This is a genomic window from Streptomyces albidoflavus (assembly GCF_000719955.1).
GTDB classification, from domain to species: Bacteria; Actinomycetota; Actinomycetes; order Streptomycetales; family Streptomycetaceae; genus Streptomyces; species Streptomyces albidoflavus.
The window spans coordinates 103,828-120,950 of sequence record NZ_JOII01000008.1 but is presented as its reverse complement, the minus strand read 5'-3'; the positions used below and the strand labels follow the sequence as shown (position 1 = coordinate 120,950).

Here is a 17,123-nt window from a genome sequence, read left to right as displayed (position 1 = left end):
TCGACAGAGTCGATTCAGGCGTGCACGTCGGGGGCGTGGAGCGGCGTGGGGGCTACCGGCGGCACGGGCGGTACGTGAGCCATCCACCCGTTCTTACGTCAGCAATGCAAGCTTTTTGCGTAGCTCAGTCGCTGCCATGCGGGCGGACAGTGAGAGTTTTCATCGACGCCATGACCCTGTCAACGGTTCGCACACGCCGAAAGGCCGCCCGGCGCCCCGGGGCGGGGCGGCCGGACGGCCTGGGCGAGGCGCGGTGCGGGAGCGGGTCAGCGGCGGAACGGGCCGGTGACCTCGTAGGTGATGCCGCCGGAGGAACTGCCGCTGGTCCCCCGCTGGCTGGAGAAATAGAGGCGGGTGCCGTCCGGGGAGAAGGCGGGGCCGGTGATCTCGGAGGCGGACTGGCCCTCGATCCGCAGGAACGGGGTGACCACGTCGTCCGGGGTGATGACGCAGATGTCCATCGACCCGCCGTCCTCGGCGACGTACAGGTCGCCGGAGGAGCTGCCGGTGACGTTGTCGACGCCGGTCAGGGGCGCGGCCCCGCCGGTCACCAGCGAGTCGTCGTAGGTGAGGTCGAGGCGCTGGGCGACGGCGTCGTACCGCCAGACCCGGTTGTCGCCCTTGGTGGTGAACCAGCAGGTGTCGTCGGCGTAGTGGCACCCCTCGCCGCCGTTGAACCGCTTGGCGCCCGAGACCTGGTTCCGGGTGGCGGTGGCGGCGCCGGACGGGTCGGGGACGGCGGCCCAGGTGACGGCGCCGCTGGTGCCGGAGCCCATCCGCAGCACCTCCAGGCGGCCGGTGGAGAGGTCGCCCCAGGTGGTGGGCGTGAAGCGGTAGAAGCAGCCGTCGGTGACGTCCTCGGTCAGGTAGACCACCTTGCGGACCGGGTCGGCGGCCGCGGCCTCGTGCTTGAAACGGCCCATCGCGTCCCGCCGCACCGCCGCCTTCACGCCCCACGGGTCGGTCTCGTAGACGTACCCCCGGTCGACCTCCTCGCAGGAGAGCCAGGTCTGCCACGGGGTGCTGCCGCCCGCGCAGTTGGTGCGGGTGCCGGAGAGGATGCGGTGGGCGCCGGTGATGTCGCCGGAGGAGGAGAAGCGGATCGCCCCGGCCCCGCCGTCCGGGCTCACCTCGGAGTTGGACACGTAGATCCAGCCGCCGCCGTCGGCGTAGCAGGCGCCGCCGTCCGGCGCGGGGTGCCAGGTGTACGAGGTGCCCGCCACTCGCCGGCCGGTCCGGGCGACGACCCGGCTGCGGAAGCCGGCGGGCAGCCGGATGCCCTGGGCGTCGGCGGAGCCGATCGGGCCGTAGGGGCCGGGGCCGGGCTGGGCCGGGGCCGCGTGGGCCGTGCCGGCCCACAGGCTGCCGCCGAGGGCGACGGCCGAGGTGCCGACGACCGTGGTGCGCAGGAAGCTTCGACGTTCCACTGCCACTCCGTGGGGTGTAGTCCGCCCCCCGGCCCGTTGGCCGGGGGTCCCGCTCGGCCGGAACCCTAGAGCCCCGCAGTTGACCGAACATGGACAACCAATGAACAGCGGACACACCGTCCGACCTCGGCTTTCAGCACCGCATGGCGGTCCGGACCGGAAGGTTGTACGGGAAAAGAATGCATTTCGGCCGCGAATGAGGCACGGGCGCCTCACGCTTGCCCGGTGGGCGTAGCGCCGGTCCACCGTCGAACGGCAGTGTGAGCAGGTACGGAGAACGCGCCGAGGCAGCGGCCACCTCGCCAGGCCGGTCGAGAGACCGCCTCCCCCGTCGGCCTGATCAGATCGGACGCTCATGTCGACGCCCAAGCCGCTCCTCTCCCGTCTGCGCCGTGACACGCGGCGCGGCGCCTCCGTGGCCGACGAGGCCGAACAGGCGGCGCAGAAGGCGGCGAAGCGGCGCGAAGCGCTGCTGGCCGGCGACCCGGAGCTGGCCGAGGTCGAGGCCGGCGAACGCGTCTGGGTGGGGCGCCGGGTGCACAGCCTGGAGGAGGCCGAGGCGGCCCAGCGCAACCTCGGCCTGGTCACCCAGGCGCTGCGCCACGCGGGCGTCGACTACTTCATGGTGCCGGGCCGCTCGGTCCAGCGGTACGTCGTCGGTGTCCGCCTCTCGGACCGCAAGGCTCTGCTGAGTGCCCTGCGGGAGCTGTTCGCGACCACCGCCCTCTACGCGGCGGAGCCCGGCCGGAACCCGTGGCCGGACGAGGCGGCGCTGTACGCCGAGGGCGCGCTGCCCGCCGAACTGAAACGCCGGACCGTCATCCGGTTCGGGGAGATCCTGCTCGGCCCGTCCGGCCAGATACTCGCCGGGCTCGTCCGTGGCTGCGACGTGGAGTTCTGGCGGGACGGGCAGCACCTGCTCGACGGGGCGGAGGAGGGCGACGAGCGCGCCACGGAGCTGCTGCGGGGCCTGCGGTACCAGGCACCGCCCGCGCTGCTGGCCGGGGCACTCGTGGGTCCCCGGCAGAACGCGGTCTCCGACGTGGTGCCCGCGCAGGCGCAGACGCCCGCCGTCCGCACCATCGGCGGAAGCGGCCACCCGACCTTCGCCGAGTTCGTCGAGCCGGTCATCGACACCGTCGATTTCCCGCTCGACGTCGTCTACACCTGGGTGGACGGCGACGACCCCGGCCTGGCCGCCAAGCGCGAGGCCCACCGGACCGGCGGCGCACCGGGCGCCTCCTCCCGGGAGGCCGGCGCCTCCCGCTACACCAGCCACGACGAACTCAAGTACTCACTGCGCTCCCTGCAGATGTACGCGCCCTTCCTGCGGAACATCTACATCGTCACCGACGGACAGACCCCGGCCTGGCTCGACACCTCCGCGCCGGGCGTCCACGTCGTCGACCACAAGGACATCTTCCGCTCCCCCGAGGCCCTGCCGGTCTTCAACTCGCACGCCATCGGCACCCAGCTCCACCGCATCCCCGGGCTGTCCGAGCACTACCTGTACTTCAACGACGACATCTTCCTCGGCCGCCCGGTCACCCCGAACCACTTCTTCCACGGCAACGGCATCGCCAAGCTGCCCTTCTCCCCCTCGCAGCTGGGCCTCGGCGCCCCGCACCCGGAGGAGCCCGCGCCCAACTCGGCGGGCAAGAACGTCCGGCGGCTGCTGCGCGAGGAACACGGGCGGATGACCGTCAACAAGTTCGCCCACACCCCGCACCCGCAGATCCGCTCGGTCATGCGGGAGATAGAGGAGCGGTTCGCCGAAGAGGTCGACCGCACCGCTCGCTCCCGCTTCCGCGCCCCGACGGACATCGCGATGGGCGCCTCCTTCCACCACCACCAGGCGTTCCTGACCGGTCGCGCCGTGCCGGGCACGTACAAGACCCGGTACATCGACGTGGCCCGCCCGGACGCCGGCGAGCGGCTGGAGGAGCTGGTGGCCAACCGCCGGTTCGACTTCTTCTGCCTCAACGACGTCAACAGCCCCGCCGACGAGCAGGACGCCATCAACCGGAAGATCCACACCTTCCTGGAGACGTACTTCCCCTTCCCCAGCCGCTACGAGCGCGGCGGCCCGGCCTGACCGGCACCCTCGCGCCCGCCTGAGGTGCCTCCGGCAGTGATCCGCTCCACCGCCTCCACCGTCACCGCCCGTTCGTGGGGTTCGGTGTCCAGGGCGCGGTGGAGGGAGAGGCCCTCGATGAGGGCGTCGAGCTGGCGGGAGGTGTCGGGGTCGAAGTGGCGTTCCAGGATGGTGCGGCTGCGGGCCATCCAGGCGCGGGTCAGTTCGCGGTAGGCGGGGCGGCGGGCGGCCAGCGTGTAGAGCTCCTGGGTGAGGATCAGGTCGCGCTGGTTGCCGCTGGAGAGGTGGTGGACGAGGCCGACCACGGCGGCGCGGGCCTCGTCGGCGGTGGTCGCGGCGCCCAGGCGTTCCTCGAAGACCGCGACGATGGTCGAGGAGAAGCGGGTGAACGCCTCGCGGAGCAGTTCGTCCATCGAGGCGAAGTGGTAGGTCATCGAGCCCAGCGGCACCCCGGCCCGCGCCGCCGCCTTGCGGTGCGAGACGCCGGCCACGCCGTCCTCGGCGATGAGGTCCAGCACGGCGGCGAGGATGCGTTCCCGCCGGTCGGGGTCGGTCTTTCCGGTCGCCACTGGTCCTCCTGGTCGTGCGGTGCGGGTGCGCCGCCGGGGCCTCACGGTAGCGCCGGGCGCGGAGACGGGGTGCGGGTGCCGGGCGTACGGTCGTACACTCCGGGGGCGTACGACCGTACGTTCCCGCCCCGTGTCTGCCGAGGATTCTGCCGTGCTGGACCAGGCCACCCGCCGCTGGCGTGCCGCCCTCTTCGTCCTCATGCTGGTCGCCGGGGTCGGCATGGCTTCCTGGGTGGCGCGGACGCCGGCGGTGCGGGACGCGCTCGGGGTGAGTACCGGCGGGATGGGCGTGGTGCTGTTCGGGCTGTCGACCGGGTCGATGGCGGGGGTGCTGGTCTCCGGGCCGCTGGTGCGGCGGTACGGCGGGCGGTCCGTGATGTGGGGCGGCGCGGCCGTGCTGACCGCCGGGCTCGCGGTGACCGCGGGCGGTGCCCAGTGGTCGCTGGCGGGCGGGGTCTTCGCGGGGCTCGCCCTGTTCGGCTCGGGGCTGGGCCTCGCCGAGGTGGCGGTCAACATCGAGGGCGCGGCCGTCGAGCGGCGCATCGGCCGGCCGGTGCTGCCGGTGCTGCACGGCTGCTTCAGCCTCGGCACGGTCCTCGGGGCGCTGCTCGGGCTGGCGCTGACGGCGGCGCACTTCCCCGTCGGCGCCCATCTGCTGGCGGTGGCGGTGCTGACGGCGGCGGCCACGGTCTGGGCGGTGCGTGCGGTGCCCGCCGGGACCGGCCGGGAGGCGGCGGCGGAGGCCGCGGCGGGGCCGAGGGACCGGCTGGCGGCGCTGCGGGTGTGGCGGGACGGCCGGCTGGTGCTGATCGGGATGATCGTGCTGGTGATGGCGTTCACCGAGGGCGCCGCCAACGACTGGCTGCCGCTGCTGATGGTCGACGGGCACGGGGTGAGCGCCACCGCCGGGTCGCTGACGTACACGGCGTTCGCCGTCGCGATGACGGTGGGCCGGTTCGCGGGCGGGCCGTTCCTGGAGCGGTTCGGGCGGGCGGCCGTGGTGCGGGCCAGTGCGGCGGTGGCGGCGGTGGGGGTCGCCCTGGTGGTCTTCTCGCCGAGCCCGCTGGTGGCGGGTGCGGCGGTGGTGCTGTGGGGGCTCGGCGCCTCGCTCGGCTTCCCGGTGAGCATCTCGGCGGCGGGCGACGACCCCGAGGGGGCGGCCGCCCGGGTCAGCGCGGTCGCCACCGCCGGGTATCTGGCCTTCCTGGTGGGGCCGCCCTCGCTCGGTTTCCTCGCCGACCATGTGGGGCTGCGGCCGACGATGGGCGTGGTGCTGGGCCTGCTGGTGGTGGCCGCCCTGCTCGCCCCGGCGCTGCGGCCGCGCGGGCCCCGGGTGGCCGCGACGGCCGTGCCGCCGTGGCCGGACGCCACGACGGCCGCCCCGGTGGACGACGGCGCGGGCCGTCCCTGAGACAGGATGGGCCGCCCGTTCCTGGGGGGACGGACGGCCCATCCCTCCGCCGTAGGCCGGCGGGAGCCGGCCCGGTCAGGGGGCGTGGAAGGTGACCGAGTCGATGTCGAAGGAGTTCTCGTTCGGCGCGGTGAAGACGAGGTAGAGCTTGTGGGTCCCGGCCAGGGCCGCGACGTCCACCGGGTCGGTCTCCTCGTAGGCGTCCCAGTCGCCGGTGGCCGGGACGGGGGTGGTGGCGAGGAGTTCGCCGTCGGGGGCGCCCGCGCGCAGTTCGACGGCGCCGCCGCCCTCGGGTGAGGAGAGGCGGTAGGTGACGCTGCCCACGCCGGTCTCGACGCTCATCGGGTCGAAGGCGATCCAGTCGCCGTCGGAGATGTCCCCGATCCGCTTGCCGTTCTCGGCTCCTTCCTGGCTGACGACGCGGGTGCCGGACTGGTCGTCGTGGTACTCGGCCTGCTTGTGGCGGGGCTGGAGGACGGAGCGGCCGTAGCCGGTCAGCTCGCTGGTGCCCTCGGCGCCGTGGTCGGTGTAGCGGGCGTTGAGGACGTAGGTGAGGTCGGCGCCCTCGGGGTGGCCGCCGAGGTCACCGGTGTCGACGGTGCCCTCGCAGCCGCGCAGGTCGGTGGTGGGGTGTTCGTGGTCGTCGTGGCCGAGGGCCGGGTTGAGGACCACCTGGTCGCAGTCGATCTCCCCGTCCTCGGGATCGGTGACGGTGATCTTGTACGGGATCTTGTCGCCGAACTCGATGAGCGTGCCGTCCACCGGCGTCTCGACGGTGACCTTCGGCGCCGTGTTGCCGGCGGTGACGGGGATGTTGGCGTAGCCGGACTTGCCGCTGGAGTCGGTGACCTTCAGCTGGGCGGTGAAGTCGCCCCTCTCGGTGTAGGTGTGGGTGGCGTCGGCCTCGGTGGAGTCCCAGGTGCCGTCGCCGTCGAAGTCCCAGGCGTACTCCAGGGAGTCGCCGTCGGGGTCCTCGCTGCCCTCGCTGGTGAAGTCGACCTCCAGGGGGACCGGGCCGTCGGTGGCGGAGGCGGCCGCCTTGGCGACGGGGTTGCGCTGTCCCTGGGCGTAGTCGATCCGGTAGAGGCCGGAGTCGTTGTTGCCGCCGCCGAACTCCGAGCCCCATTCGAGGAGGTAGAGGGAGCCGTCGGGGCCGAAGGTCATGTCCATGGGCTTGCTGAACTTGCTGGTGGAGAGGAAGTCGTTGATCTTCAGCAGGGAGCCCTCGTCGTCGAAGCGGAGCTCCTTGACGTAGTCCCGGGACCACTCGTAGAAGAAGGCCGCGCCGTCGTAGTAGGCGGGGAACTTGGTGGGCGAGGGGTTGTCCGCGTCGTACTGGTAGACGGGGCCGCTCATCGGGGCGGAGCCGCCGCTGCCGACCTCGGGGAAGGTCTCGGAGTCGCCGTAGCCGTACCAGATCTCGGGGAGCTGGACGGGCGGGAGTTCCTTCAGGCCGGTGTTGTTGGGGGACTCGTTGACGAGGTTGTCGCAGTCGAACTTCTCGCCCACCTCACCGGTGTCCGGGTCGTAGGGCGCGTAGGGCTGGTTGTCTCCGTGGCAGAAGGGCCAGCCGTAGTTGCCGGCCTTCTTGATGACGTTGTACTCGACCAGGCCCTCGGGTCCGCGGTCGGTGGTGGGCAGGCCGCGGTCGGGGCCGTAGTCGGAGGCGTGCACGTCGCCGGTCTTCTGGTCGACGGTGAAACGGAAGGGGTTGCGGAAGCCCATCGCGTAGATCTCGGGGCGGGTTCCCTCGGTGCCCTCGGCGAAGAGGTTGCCGTCGGGGATGGTGTAGCCGCCCTCGTCGGTGGGGGTGATGCGGAGGATCTTGCCGCGCAGGTCGTCGGTGTTGCCGGCGGTGCGGGCCGCGTCGAGGCGCTCCTTGCCCTCGCGCCAGTCGAGCGGGGCGTACCCCTGCCAGTCGGGGTCGAGGTTGGGCGGCACGTCGTCGCCGACGCCGAGGTACAGGGTGCGGTCGGGGCCGAACTCGACGGCGCCGCCGGTGTGTCCGGGCTCGGGGAAGGTGCGGTCGCGGTAGGCGGGGACGTCCAGGAGCTTCTTCTCGCTCTCCTTGTCGAGGGTGCCGTTCTCGACGGTGAAGCGGGAGAGCCGGTTGACGTCCTCCTCGGCGCCGGCCGGGGCGTAGTAGAGGTAGACCCAGTGGTTCTCGGCGAAGTCCGGGTCGAGTTCCATGCCGACCAGGCCGTCCTCGCCGCCGGTGTAGACGTCGAGCTTGCCGGCGGTGCGGGTGGTGTGGGTGGCGGGGTCGAAGATGTTCAGCTCGCCGCTGCGCTGGACGTAGAAGACCCGGCCGTCGTCGGCCACGTCGAGTTCCATCGGGTCGGCGGTGTTGTCGTCGAGGGTGACCTTCTCGTACCCGTCCCAGACGGTGCCCCCGCAGTCGCCCGGCGCGTTCCCGGCCGCCCACTTGAGGCCGCCGACGACGTGCTCGCGGAACGCCTCCTCCTGGTACGAGGCGGCGTCGTGGCCCATCGCGGTGGCCCAGACCTTGCCGCCCTGGGAGGTGCGGCACCAGGAGATGGGGTGGTCGGCGCCCATCGCGGCGTCGCCGGGGTCGTAGGTGGTCTCGTCGGCGGTGACCAGGACGTGCACGTCACCGCGCGGGTTGGCGTCGAAGTTGTACCACTCCTCGGCGCGCTCCCAGCGGTCCGGGAGGTGCTTCGTGGAGGGGTGGACGCGGTCGGCGACCTTGGCGGTGCCCTGGAGGACGCCGGGCGAGTGGGCGGGCATGTGGGCGCCGCCGTTGATCAGCTCGTCCCACCAGGGGAACTCCTCCTCGACGCCCATGTCGAGGGTGTTGTGGACGGCGACGATGCCGCCGCCGCCCTCGACGTAGCCGCGCATCGCCTCGCGCTGCTCCTCGGTCTCCCAGACCATGCCGGAGTTCTGGAGCATGGCGACGGCGTCGAACCCGGCGAGGTTCCCGGCGTCGAAGACGGCCGGGTCCTCGCTCTGGACGACCTCGAAGCCGTTCTCCTCGGCCTCCTCCTCGAACATGGTGATGCCGGCGGGTATGGAGTCGTGGACGTAGCCGACGGCTCGGGTGAAGAGCAGGACGCGGAAGCTGTCCTCGTCCGGGTCGGCGGCGGGCGGGGCGGCGGTGGCGGGCAGGGCGGTCAGCGCCAGGAGCAGGGCGCTGCCGAGGGCGACGGCCGATCTCCGTAGGGCGCGTGCGGGGTGGCGCATGTGCGGTCCTCTCTGCGGCTCGTGCGGTGGGGGGTCCCGTCCGGTCCGGTGCGTTCCCGGCGGGGGCTGGGTGGGGGTGTGCTCCGGTCCGCTGCCCGGGCTCCCTCGGGTGGGGGTGGGAGCCCGGGCGGCCGCCGTGGGGGGAGGTTCAGGGGAGGGTGGTGAGGGCGCCGCGCAGGAAGGCGAGGCCGTCGACGGCGAGGGCGTCCTGGCTCTCCGCCAGTGGCCGCCAGACGGAGGCGGCGACGGCGATGGAGGCGTTGTGGGCGGTGAACGACTCGATGCAGAGCGGCCCACCCCAGCCGCCCGCGACCAGTTCGGCGAGGAAGCCGGGCCAGTCGAGCGCGTCGGCGCCGGGTGCGCCCCGGTCGGCGGCGCAGACCTGGACGTGCGCGATCCGGCCGCGCGCCTGCCGGACGGCACCGGGCAGCGAGCGCTCCTCGATGTTCTGGTGGTAGGTGTCGAGGGCGAGGCCGATCAGTTCCCCGGGCAGGTCGCCGATCCCCTCCAGGGTCTGGGCGACGGTGTTGAAGAGGCTGGTCTCGTACCGGTTGAGGGGTTCCACGGCGATCCGCACGCCCGCGTCCCGGGCGTGTTCGAGGACGGGCCACAGGTGCTCGCGCCACTGGCGGTACGCCTCGGCGCGGGCCGCCTCGTCGAGGCGTCCGGTGCGGCCGACGGAGCTGTAGACCGGCCCGGCGACGGCGGGCGCTCCCAGCGCGTGGGCGGCGTCCACGCAGGCGCGCAGGTAGTCCTGGGTCTCCTGGACGGTGCGGGCCCCGGCGCGGACCAGTTCGCGGCCGGGCGGCATGACGGCGACGACGGCGGCGGGGGCGAGGCCGGTCCCGCCGAGGAGGGCGGCGGCCTCGGCGGGCTTCCAGTCGCCGGGGTTCTCCAGCGGGAGTTCGACGCAGTCGAAGCCCCAGCCGGCCAGGCGCGGCAGCAGCGCGGCCAGTTCGCGGCCGGTCACCGGGGAGTACCAGATCCAGGGGTTGGCGCCGATCGGCAGGGCGGCCGTCATTCCTTGCCTCCCCACTTCTCGGGGAAGCCCGGGAGTTCCTCGCAGCCGCACATGGCGTAGTGCAGCGGCGGCATGCCCGGCTTCAGGTAGTCGTCCAGGTCGGCCTCGGTGATGACGGGCTGGGGCAGGGTCCACTCCTTCGGGACCTCCTCGCCGGCGAGGATCTTCAGGGCGGCGATGACCGGGGTGCGCCACTGGAAGGTCGGGTAGGCGGGGGCGACGGCGGTGAGCTTCTTCTCCTTCCACGCCGTCAGGAAGTCCTGCTGGTCCTCGCCGGTGATCGGTGGCACCTCCTGCCCGGCGTCCTCGAACGCCTCGACGGCGGCGACGGCGGTGGCACCGGAGTCCATCCACACCCCGTCGATCTCGCCGTGCCGGATCAGCGCGTCGGCCACGATCGACTTGGTACGGGCCGGGTCGCCGTCGGTGAACTTGGCGTCGACCACCTCCACCCCGGCCTTGTCGAAGGCGCGCTTCGCCGCCGACCAGCGGGTCTCCAGGGCGTCGACGCCGGGCGAGATGCGCAGGGCGAGGATCTTGGCCTTCGGCTCGGTCCTCTCCACCAGGAAGTCGGCGGCGGCCGCGCCGTAGCCGTAGCCGCCGACGGGGCTGATGAAGGTGACGGCGCAGTCGGTCTCGACTCCCCGGTCGAAGACGATGACGGGGACCTTCTCGCAGGCCCGCTCGACGGCCGGGGTGAGGGTGGCGGTGGTGTTGGGCGAGACGATGAGCGCGTCGCAGCCCTTGCCGGTGAGTTCCTGGATGTCGGAGATCTGCTTGTCGTCCTTGCCCTGGGCGTCCAGGACAGTGAACTTGCCGATCTCCTCGTGGAGTTCGACCTCGGCCCGCATGTTCTTCAGCCCGACCTGCCGCCAGGGGTTGAAGACGCCCGCGTTGGAGAAGCAGAGGTGGGCGTCGCCGCCGCCCTTCTTCGCGTACGCGGTGGTGGAGACGAACTCCGGCCGCAGCATCTGCTCCCACGGCTTGCCCTTCGGGCCCTCGGGGGTCTCCTTCGCCAGCTCCAGCTGGCGGTCGTACTCGGCCTGGTCGAAGAAGTCCGAGTCGCCCGAGCCGTCCGCCGCGGCGGACGAGCCGCCGGCGGAGGGGGCGGCGGGGCCGTCGGCGGGGGCGTCGCTGGTGCAGCCCGCGAGGAGGGCGGCGCCGAGCAGCGCGGCCAGCGCGGTGAGGGGGGCGGAACGCGGTCTCATCGGGTGGTCCCTTCCGGGGATCGGGTGTCCGGGGAGCGGGTACGGCGGCGGCGCAGGCGGGAGTAGTCGGCGGCGCCCAGACCGACGGCGGCGATGACGATGACGCCCTGGACGGTGGACTCCAGGGCGCCGGAGACGCCGCGGAGGTTGAGCAGGGTGAAGAGGGCCTGGAGGGAGAAGGCCCCGGCCATGGCGCCGACCACCGAGCCCCGGCCGCCCCCGAGCAGCACCCCGCCGAGGACGACGGCGGTGATGGCCTCGAACTCGTAGCCCTGGCCGGCCTGGGCGGAGACGCCGGAGAAGCCGCCGACGAGGACGGCGGCGAGGCCGGCCGCGACGCCGGAGAGGACGAAGGCGGTGACGCGGACCCGGGTGACCCGCACCCCGGAGAGGTGGGCGGCGCGTTCGGAGTCGCCGGTGGCCAGCAGGGTCCGGCCGAAGTCGGCCCGCATCAGCAGGTACGCGCCGACGCCGACGGCGAGGCAGACCGGCACCGCCCACGGCAGCCAGCCGAAGGCGGTGCCCCGGCCCAGCGCGCGGAAGGCGGCGGGCAGGGCGCCCTGGGGGGAGCCGCCGGTCCAGAAGAAGACGGCGCCCTCCAGGATCAGCATCATGCCGAGCGTGGTGATGAACGAGGGGACGCGGAGCCTGGTCGTCACCAGGCCGCTGACCAGTCCGGCGGCGCCGCCCGCGGCCAGCAGGACGAGGGTGGCGACCAGCCAGTGCAGCGCGGGGAAGGAGGCGTAGAGCTGGGCGGCGACCACCACGCCGGCGGTGACGATCGCGCCGACGGAGAGGTCGAACTCGCCGCAGACGATGACGAGGTACTGGCCGGTCGCGAGGATGACCAGGGGCGCGGCCCGCTTGACGAAGGCGAGGAGGCGGTCGGCCTCGTAGAAGCCGGGGTCGGTGAGGGCGAGGGCGATCAGCACGGTGGCGAGCAGGACGTAGACGGGGGTCGCGGTGCCCAGCGCGGTCAGCAGGCGGCGGCCCGTGCCGGGGGCGGGCCGGGCCGTGGCGGCGGTGCTCATGCGGTCCTCCGGCGAGGGGTGCGGCGGCGGGCGTAGAGGGCGACCGCGGCGATGATGACGACGCCGCGCACCACGTTCTTGAAGAACGGGTCGACGGCGAGCTGGTTGAAGACGCTGTCGAGGACGGCGAGGACGAGGACCCCGCCGAGGGTGCCCGCCACTCCCCCGCGCCCGCCGGCCAGCGCGGTGCCGCCGAGGACGACGGCGGCGATCGACTCCAGGTCGTAGCGGGCCTCGGTGCCGGCCCAGGGGGCGCCCGCGCCGAGCCGGGCGGCGAGGAAGAGGGCGGCGGCGCCGACGCAGAGCGAGCACAGGACGTGGGCGACGACCACGGTGCGGCGGGTGCGGACCCCGGAGAGCCGGGCGGCGTGCTCGTCGCCGCCGGTGGCGTACAGATGGTGGCCGAGCCGGGTGCGGCGGGTCAGGAACCAGGCCGCCCCCGCGACGGCCAGCAGCAGGAACACGGAGACGGGGACGGGCCCGATCCGGTCGTAGCCGAGCCGCTGGAAGCCGGCGGTGACCTGGCCGGCCGGGCCGGTGTACTGATCCTCGATCCAGCCGCGCAGGATGAAGGCGGTGCCGAGGGTGGCGATGAAGGCGTTGACCTTGAGCCCCGCCACGATCAGGCCGTTGGCGAGCCCGACCGCCACCGACAGGGCGAGGGTGGCGAGGACCGCGAGCAGCACGCCGCCGCTCTGCATGGTCTGGGCGGCGACCAGCGTCCCCAGACTGATCAGGTACGCCACCGACAGGTCGAGCGAGCCGGTGAGGATGACCATCGACTGGCCGACCGCGACCAGGCCGAGGGCGACGCTGTTCTGGAGGACGGCGACGACGTTGGTGGTGGTGAGGAACTGCCCGCCCTGCGCGGCGACGACGGCCCAGCCGAGCAGGGTGACGGCGAGGGCGGCCAGCCAGACGCCGGTCACCGGGTCGGTCAGGCGCAGCCGGCGGCCGGGGCGGGGCGCGGGGGCGGCGGACTTCTCGCCGGGCGCGGTGAGCAGGTCGCCGGTCATGCCGCGTCCTCCTGGTCCGGGCCGGACCCGTCGCCGCCGGTGGCGACGCGCATGACGGCCTCCTCGGTGGCGCCCGCGGGCAGTTCCCCGGCGAGGCGGCCGTCGGCCATGACCAGGACCCGGTCGCTCATGCCTAGGAGTTCGGGGAGTTCGGAGGAGACGATCAGCACGGCGAGCCCTTCCGCCGCCAGTTCCCGCACCAGGGTGTGGATGGCGGCCTTGGCGCCGACGTCGACGCCCCGGGTCGGTTCGTCGAAGAGGAGCACGCGCGGGCGGGCGGCCAGCCATTTGGCGATGACCACCTTCTGCTGGTTGCCGCCGGAGAGGTACTGGACCTCCTGGGTGTCGGCCGAGGCGCGCAGCCGCACCCGCTCCAGCAGGGCGGCGGCCCCGCGCGCCGAGGGCGGCCGGGTCCGGCCGGGCACGGCCCGGGTGACGAGCAGCGCGTTGTCCCGGACCGACTGACGCAGCGCCAGCCCTTCACCCTTGCGGTCCTCGGTGACCAGGGCGACGCCCGCCCGGATCGCCTCGCGGGGGCGGGTGGGGCGCAGGGGGCGCCCGGCGACGGTCATCGTCCCGGCGGTGAAGGGCGCGGCGCCGAAGAGCGCCCGCACCAGCGAGGTACGGCCCGAGCCCTGGAGCCCGGCGACCCCGACGACCTCGCCCGCGCGCACCGTGAGGCCGATCCCGGCGAGGCGGTCGTTGGCGCCGCCCTCGACGGTCAGGACCGGCTCGCTGATCTCCTCGGGGCGGGCGCGCGGCGGGTAGTAGGCGTCCAGGTCGCGGCCGACCATGGCGCGGACGACGGCGGCGGAGTCGGTCGAGGCGGTGTCCAGGGTGGTGACGCGCCGGCCGTCCTTGAGGACGGTGATCCGCTGCGACAGGTCGAAGACCTCGCGCAGCCGGTGCGAGATGTAGAGGATGCCCAGGCCCCGGGCGGCGAGCCGGCGGACCAGCGCCGCCAGGCGCGCCACCTCGTGCTCGGCGAGCGGCGCGGTCGGCTCGTCCATGACCAGGACCCGCACGTCGGAGGCGAGCGCCTTGACGATCTCGACGGTCTGGCGGCGGGCGACGGAGAGGGTGTGGACGGGGGTGCGCGGGGTGATGCCCGTCTCGTCGATCTCGCCGAGGAGTTCGGCGGTGCGCCGCTCCATGGTGCGCCGGTCGACCAGGCCGAAGCGGCCCGGCTCGCGCCCCAGGAAGACGTTCTCGGCGACCGTGCGGTGCTCCAGCAGGGCGAACTCCTGGTGGATGACGCCGATTCCGGCCGCCTGCGCCTGGGCGGGGTGGGTGAAGGAGCGGGGGGTGCCGTCGAGGGTGAGCCTCCCGCCGTCCGGTACGTGCTCCCCGGCGAGGATCTTCATCAGGGTCGACTTGCCGGCGCCGTTCTCCCCCACCAGGGCGTGCACCTCGCCCGCCCGCAGGTCGAGATCGACGTCGTGGAGGACGCGCACCCCCAGGAAACTCTTGGACACGCCTTGCATCGTCAGCATCGCGACTGGCTCCTCGGTCAGCGGTCTGCCGAGCAGAGTCCGCCCGGACCTTTGACCTGTCAAGGGACCAAGTAACTTTGTTTTCAACGGAGTTGAGCGCGACTTAGAACGGCTGCCGAACAATGGGCGCCTTGTGAGCAGCAGAACTCCTCCTTAGGGTGACGGCTATGCCTTCCGCGCCCGAGCAGCCCTCGGCGACCTCCTTCCATTCGCCGGGCGAGGTGCTCGCACTGATCAGCTCCGGCGCCGCGCGGACCCGCGCCGACATCGCCCGGCTCACCGGACTGGCCCGCTCCACCGTCTCCTCGCGGGTCGACGCGCTGATCGCGCACGGCTTCGTCGACGAGGCGGCCGAAGGCGGCTCGACCGGCGGCCGGCCGCCCCGGCGGCTCGCCCTGCGGACCGGCGGGCACACCGTCGCCGGGGTCGACCTGGGCGCCTCGCACTGCCGGGTGGTGCTGCGGGACATCGGCGGCGCCGTGCTCGCCGTCCAGGAGGACCCGCTCTCCATCGCGGACGGCCCCGACCCGGTCCTGCGCCACGTCGAGCGGACCCTGCGCGCCCTCACCGAGGAGGCGGGACGCCCGCCGGGCACCCTGCGCTCGATCGGCGTCGGCGTGCCGGGGCCGGTGGAGTTCTCCACGGGGCGCCCGGTCGACCCGCCGATCATGCCGGGCTGGCACCACTACCCGATCCCCGACTTCTTCGCCGCCCGCCTCGGCGTCCGCGCCCTCGTCGACAACGACGTGAACGTGATGGCCCTGGCCGAGCAGCGGCAGGCCTTCCCCGACTGCCGCTTCCTACTGCACATCAAGGTCGGCACCGGCATCGGCTGCGGCATCATCGCCGACGGCCGCCTCCACCGGGGCGCGCAGGGCTCGGCCGGGGACATCGGCCACATCCGCGTCACCGAGCGGGACGAGCCGTGCCGCTGCGGCAACACCGGCTGCCTGGAGGCGGTCGCGGGCGGTTCCGCGCTGGCCGCCGAACTCTCCCGCCTCGGCCGCACCGCCGCCACCGGCAGCGACGTGGTCCGGCTGGCCCAGTCCGGCGACCGCGAGGCGGTCCGCCTGGTCCGCGAGGCCGGCCGCGCCGTCGGCGAGGTCCTGGCCGGCCTGGTCAACTTCTTCAACCCCGACACCGTGACCGTCGGCGGGGCCCTGGCCGCCGCCCACGACCCCCTCCTCGCCGGCCTCCGCGAGGTCGTCTACCGCCGCTCCCACCCCCTCGCCACCCGCGTCCTGCGCATCGAACCCAGCCGCACCCAGCAGAACGCCGCCGCCCTCGGCGCCGCCATCCTCGCCACCGAACACGCCCTCTCCCCGGCCCAGGTGGACAGGGCGGTGACCACGGGGCGGGGGTGAGCCCTTCGCAGCCGGGCGGCCTCGGCCCGGCCGGCGCGTGAGGCCGTCGGTGACGGGTACGCCCGTTCCGGCCCGGCGGACCAGACCCCGCCCCGGCCGCGGGCCGCCCCCGCTCGCGCCCCACCCCGAGTGCCGCGATGCTGGGAAGAGGGCGTACGACGAGGCACGCCCCGCCCCGGCACGTCCGACCGGCGGAAGGACCCCTCATGCCCACCGTCGCCCTGCTCGCCACAGGCGGCACCATCGCCTCCACCGGCGGTCCCGACGGCCGCGTCCCCACCGCCACCGGCCGGGACCTGCTGCGCCAGGCGGGCCTGTCCGGCGGGGAGACGACCGTCCCGGTGCGCGATCTGGAGCTGGGCGGCTCGTTCTCCTGGGACCTGGAGAAGATGCGTCTGGTGGTCGAGGAGATGCGGGCCGCGCTGGCGGCCCCCGTGCCGGGCACGGACGGCGCCCGTCCGGACGGCCTGGTCGTCACGCACGGCACGGACACCATGGAGGAGACGGTCTTCCTCGCCTCGCTGCTGCTGGACGACCCGCGCCCGGTGGTGCTGACCGGCGCGCAGGAGCCGTACGACTCGCGCTCCCCCGACGGCCCGGAGAACCTGCGGGACGCCTTCGCGGTCGCCGCCGACCCGCTGGCGCGCGACCGGGGGCCGCTGCTCTGCTTCGACGGCATGGTCTTCGCCGCCCGGGGCGTCACCAAGATCGACACGCTCTCGCACCGCGCCTTCGGCGCCCCCGGCCGGGGCCCCGTGCTGCGCGTCCACGACGGCAGGGTGACGGCGCTGGCCCCGCCCGGACCGCCGCGCCCCCTGCCGGGCGTCGACCCGGACACGGGCCTGCCCCGCGTCGACGTGGTCGCCCTCTACCCGGGCGCCGACGAGACCCTGCTGCGGGCCGCCGCCGAGGCGGGCGCGGCGGGCCTGGTGCTGGCCGCGCCCGGCACCGGCAACACCGCGCCCCGGGTCGCCCGCGAGGTGGCCCGGCTGACCGGCGCGGGCGTCCCGGTGGTGGTCTGCTCGCGCGTGCCGTGCGGCCCGGCCGTCCCGCTGTACGGCGGCGGGGGCGGGGTCGACCTGGTGAAGGCGGGCGCCGTCTTCGCGGGCGAACTCAGCCCGTGGCAGGCCCGGCTGCTGCTCTCGGTGGCGCTGGCCGCCAGCAGACGCGGGGCGGCCCGCGCCGTCTCCGGCTGGCTGGAGAACTGAGCCGGCCGCCCACGCAACGTCCGGGCCCCGGCCCGGCACCGCACCGATCCACCCGCTCGGGGCGAGGAGTGTGAGG

The 17,123-nt window shown here is 74.0% G+C and carries 12 protein-coding genes; 4 read left to right on the top strand and 8 right to left on the bottom strand.

The annotated features are described in order from the left end of the window. Positions 1–266: 266 nt before the first annotated feature. Complete coding sequence (locus tag IF45_RS0111855) at positions 267–1,427, bottom strand: alkaline phosphatase PhoX (protein WP_030307250.1); 1,161 nt, start codon at positions 1,425–1,427, stop codon at positions 267–269. Between the two features lie 355 nt (positions 1,428–1,782). Between IF45_RS0111855 and IF45_RS0111850 the strand changes: the two genes are divergently transcribed. Beyond that, complete coding sequence (locus tag IF45_RS0111850; RefSeq protein ID WP_030307248.1) at positions 1,783–3,522, top strand: stealth family protein; 1,740 nt, start codon at positions 1,783–1,785, stop codon at positions 3,520–3,522. Here IF45_RS0111850 and IF45_RS0111845 read toward each other — a convergent pair. Next, a complete protein-coding gene (locus IF45_RS0111845; RefSeq protein WP_018469829.1) occupies positions 3,498–4,091 on the bottom strand; it encodes a TetR/AcrR family transcriptional regulator in 594 nt (197 codons plus the stop codon). The two genes, IF45_RS0111850 and IF45_RS0111845, sit on opposite strands and share 25 nt — an antisense overlap. A gap of 151 nt (positions 4,092–4,242) precedes the next feature. On the opposite strand from IF45_RS0111845, the gene IF45_RS0111840 reads away from it, so the two are divergent. Beyond that, entirely contained in the window at positions 4,243–5,502 is a 1,260-nt protein-coding gene (locus IF45_RS0111840) for an MFS transporter (protein WP_030307246.1), read from the top strand. Between the two features lie 75 nt (positions 5,503–5,577). Here IF45_RS0111840 and IF45_RS0111835 read toward each other — a convergent pair whose 3' ends face one another. From IF45_RS0111835 to IF45_RS0111810, 6 genes are all read right to left on the bottom strand, one after another. Further along, complete coding sequence (locus IF45_RS0111835; protein ID WP_030307245.1) at positions 5,578–8,706, bottom strand: ThuA domain-containing protein; 3,129 nt, start codon at positions 8,704–8,706, stop codon at positions 5,578–5,580. Between the two features lie 148 nt (positions 8,707–8,854). Then, positions 8,855–9,727 (bottom strand): sugar phosphate isomerase/epimerase family protein, encoded by an 873-nt coding sequence (locus IF45_RS0111830; RefSeq protein WP_003951452.1) that lies wholly within the window; start codon positions 9,725–9,727, stop codon positions 8,855–8,857. Further along, entirely contained in the window at positions 9,724–10,935 is a 1,212-nt protein-coding gene (locus IF45_RS0111825) for a substrate-binding domain-containing protein (protein WP_015506939.1), read from the bottom strand. The genes IF45_RS0111830 and IF45_RS0111825 overlap by 4 nt, the downstream gene beginning before the upstream one ends. Continuing rightward, positions 10,932–11,966, bottom strand: a complete 1,035-nt coding sequence (locus IF45_RS0111820; protein WP_030307243.1) for an ABC transporter permease — start codon at positions 11,964–11,966, stop codon at positions 10,932–10,934. Before IF45_RS0111820 ends, IF45_RS0111825 begins: the two co-directional genes overlap by 4 nt. Further along, on the bottom strand, positions 11,963–12,982 hold the full coding sequence (locus IF45_RS0111815; RefSeq protein WP_010641477.1) for an ABC transporter permease: 1,020 nt from the start codon (positions 12,980–12,982) through the stop codon (positions 11,963–11,965). The genes IF45_RS0111820 and IF45_RS0111815 overlap by 4 nt, the downstream gene beginning before the upstream one ends. Continuing rightward, on the bottom strand, positions 12,979–14,475 hold the full coding sequence (locus IF45_RS0111810; RefSeq protein WP_030307241.1) for a sugar ABC transporter ATP-binding protein: 1,497 nt from the start codon (positions 14,473–14,475) through the stop codon (positions 12,979–12,981). Before IF45_RS0111810 ends, IF45_RS0111815 begins: the two co-directional genes overlap by 4 nt. Before the next feature lie 167 nt (positions 14,476–14,642). On the opposite strand from IF45_RS0111810, the gene IF45_RS0111805 reads away from it, so the two are divergent. Then, positions 14,643–15,839 (top strand): ROK family transcriptional regulator, encoded by a 1,197-nt coding sequence (locus IF45_RS0111805; protein WP_010641484.1) that lies wholly within the window; start codon positions 14,643–14,645, stop codon positions 15,837–15,839. A 206-nt stretch (positions 15,840–16,045) separates the two neighbouring features. After that, the gene (locus IF45_RS0111800) at positions 16,046–17,047 is read left to right on the top strand and encodes an asparaginase (protein ID WP_030307239.1); all 1,002 of its coding nucleotides are present in this window, start codon (positions 16,046–16,048) and stop codon (positions 17,045–17,047) included. Positions 17,048–17,123 lie beyond the last annotated feature (76 nt).

What these genes read in the sequence shown, in the direction of transcription:
- IF45_RS0111805 (WP_010641484.1), top strand. Translation starts at nt 14,643, where the DNA reads ATGCCTTCCGCGCCCGAGCAGCCCTCGGCGACCTCCTTCCATTCGCCG.
- IF45_RS0111810 (WP_030307241.1), bottom strand. Translation starts at nt 14,475, where the DNA reads ATGCTGACGATGCAAGGCGTGTCCAAGAGTTTCCTGGGGGTGCGCGTC.
- IF45_RS0111800 (WP_030307239.1), top strand. Translation starts at nt 16,046, where the DNA reads ATGCCCACCGTCGCCCTGCTCGCCACAGGCGGCACCATCGCCTCCACC.
- IF45_RS0111850 (WP_030307248.1), top strand. Translation starts at nt 1,783, where the DNA reads ATGTCGACGCCCAAGCCGCTCCTCTCCCGTCTGCGCCGTGACACGCGG.
- IF45_RS0111830 (WP_003951452.1), bottom strand. Translation starts at nt 9,727, where the DNA reads ATGACGGCCGCCCTGCCGATCGGCGCCAACCCCTGGATCTGGTACTCC.
- IF45_RS0111825 (WP_015506939.1), bottom strand. Translation starts at nt 10,935, where the DNA reads ATGAGACCGCGTTCCGCCCCCCTCACCGCGCTGGCCGCGCTGCTCGGC.
- IF45_RS0111835 (WP_030307245.1), bottom strand. Translation starts at nt 8,706, where the DNA reads ATGCGCCACCCCGCACGCGCCCTACGGAGATCGGCCGTCGCCCTCGGC.
- IF45_RS0111820 (WP_030307243.1), bottom strand. Translation starts at nt 11,966, where the DNA reads ATGAGCACCGCCGCCACGGCCCGGCCCGCCCCCGGCACGGGCCGCCGC.
- IF45_RS0111815 (WP_010641477.1), bottom strand. Translation starts at nt 12,982, where the DNA reads ATGACCGGCGACCTGCTCACCGCGCCCGGCGAGAAGTCCGCCGCCCCC.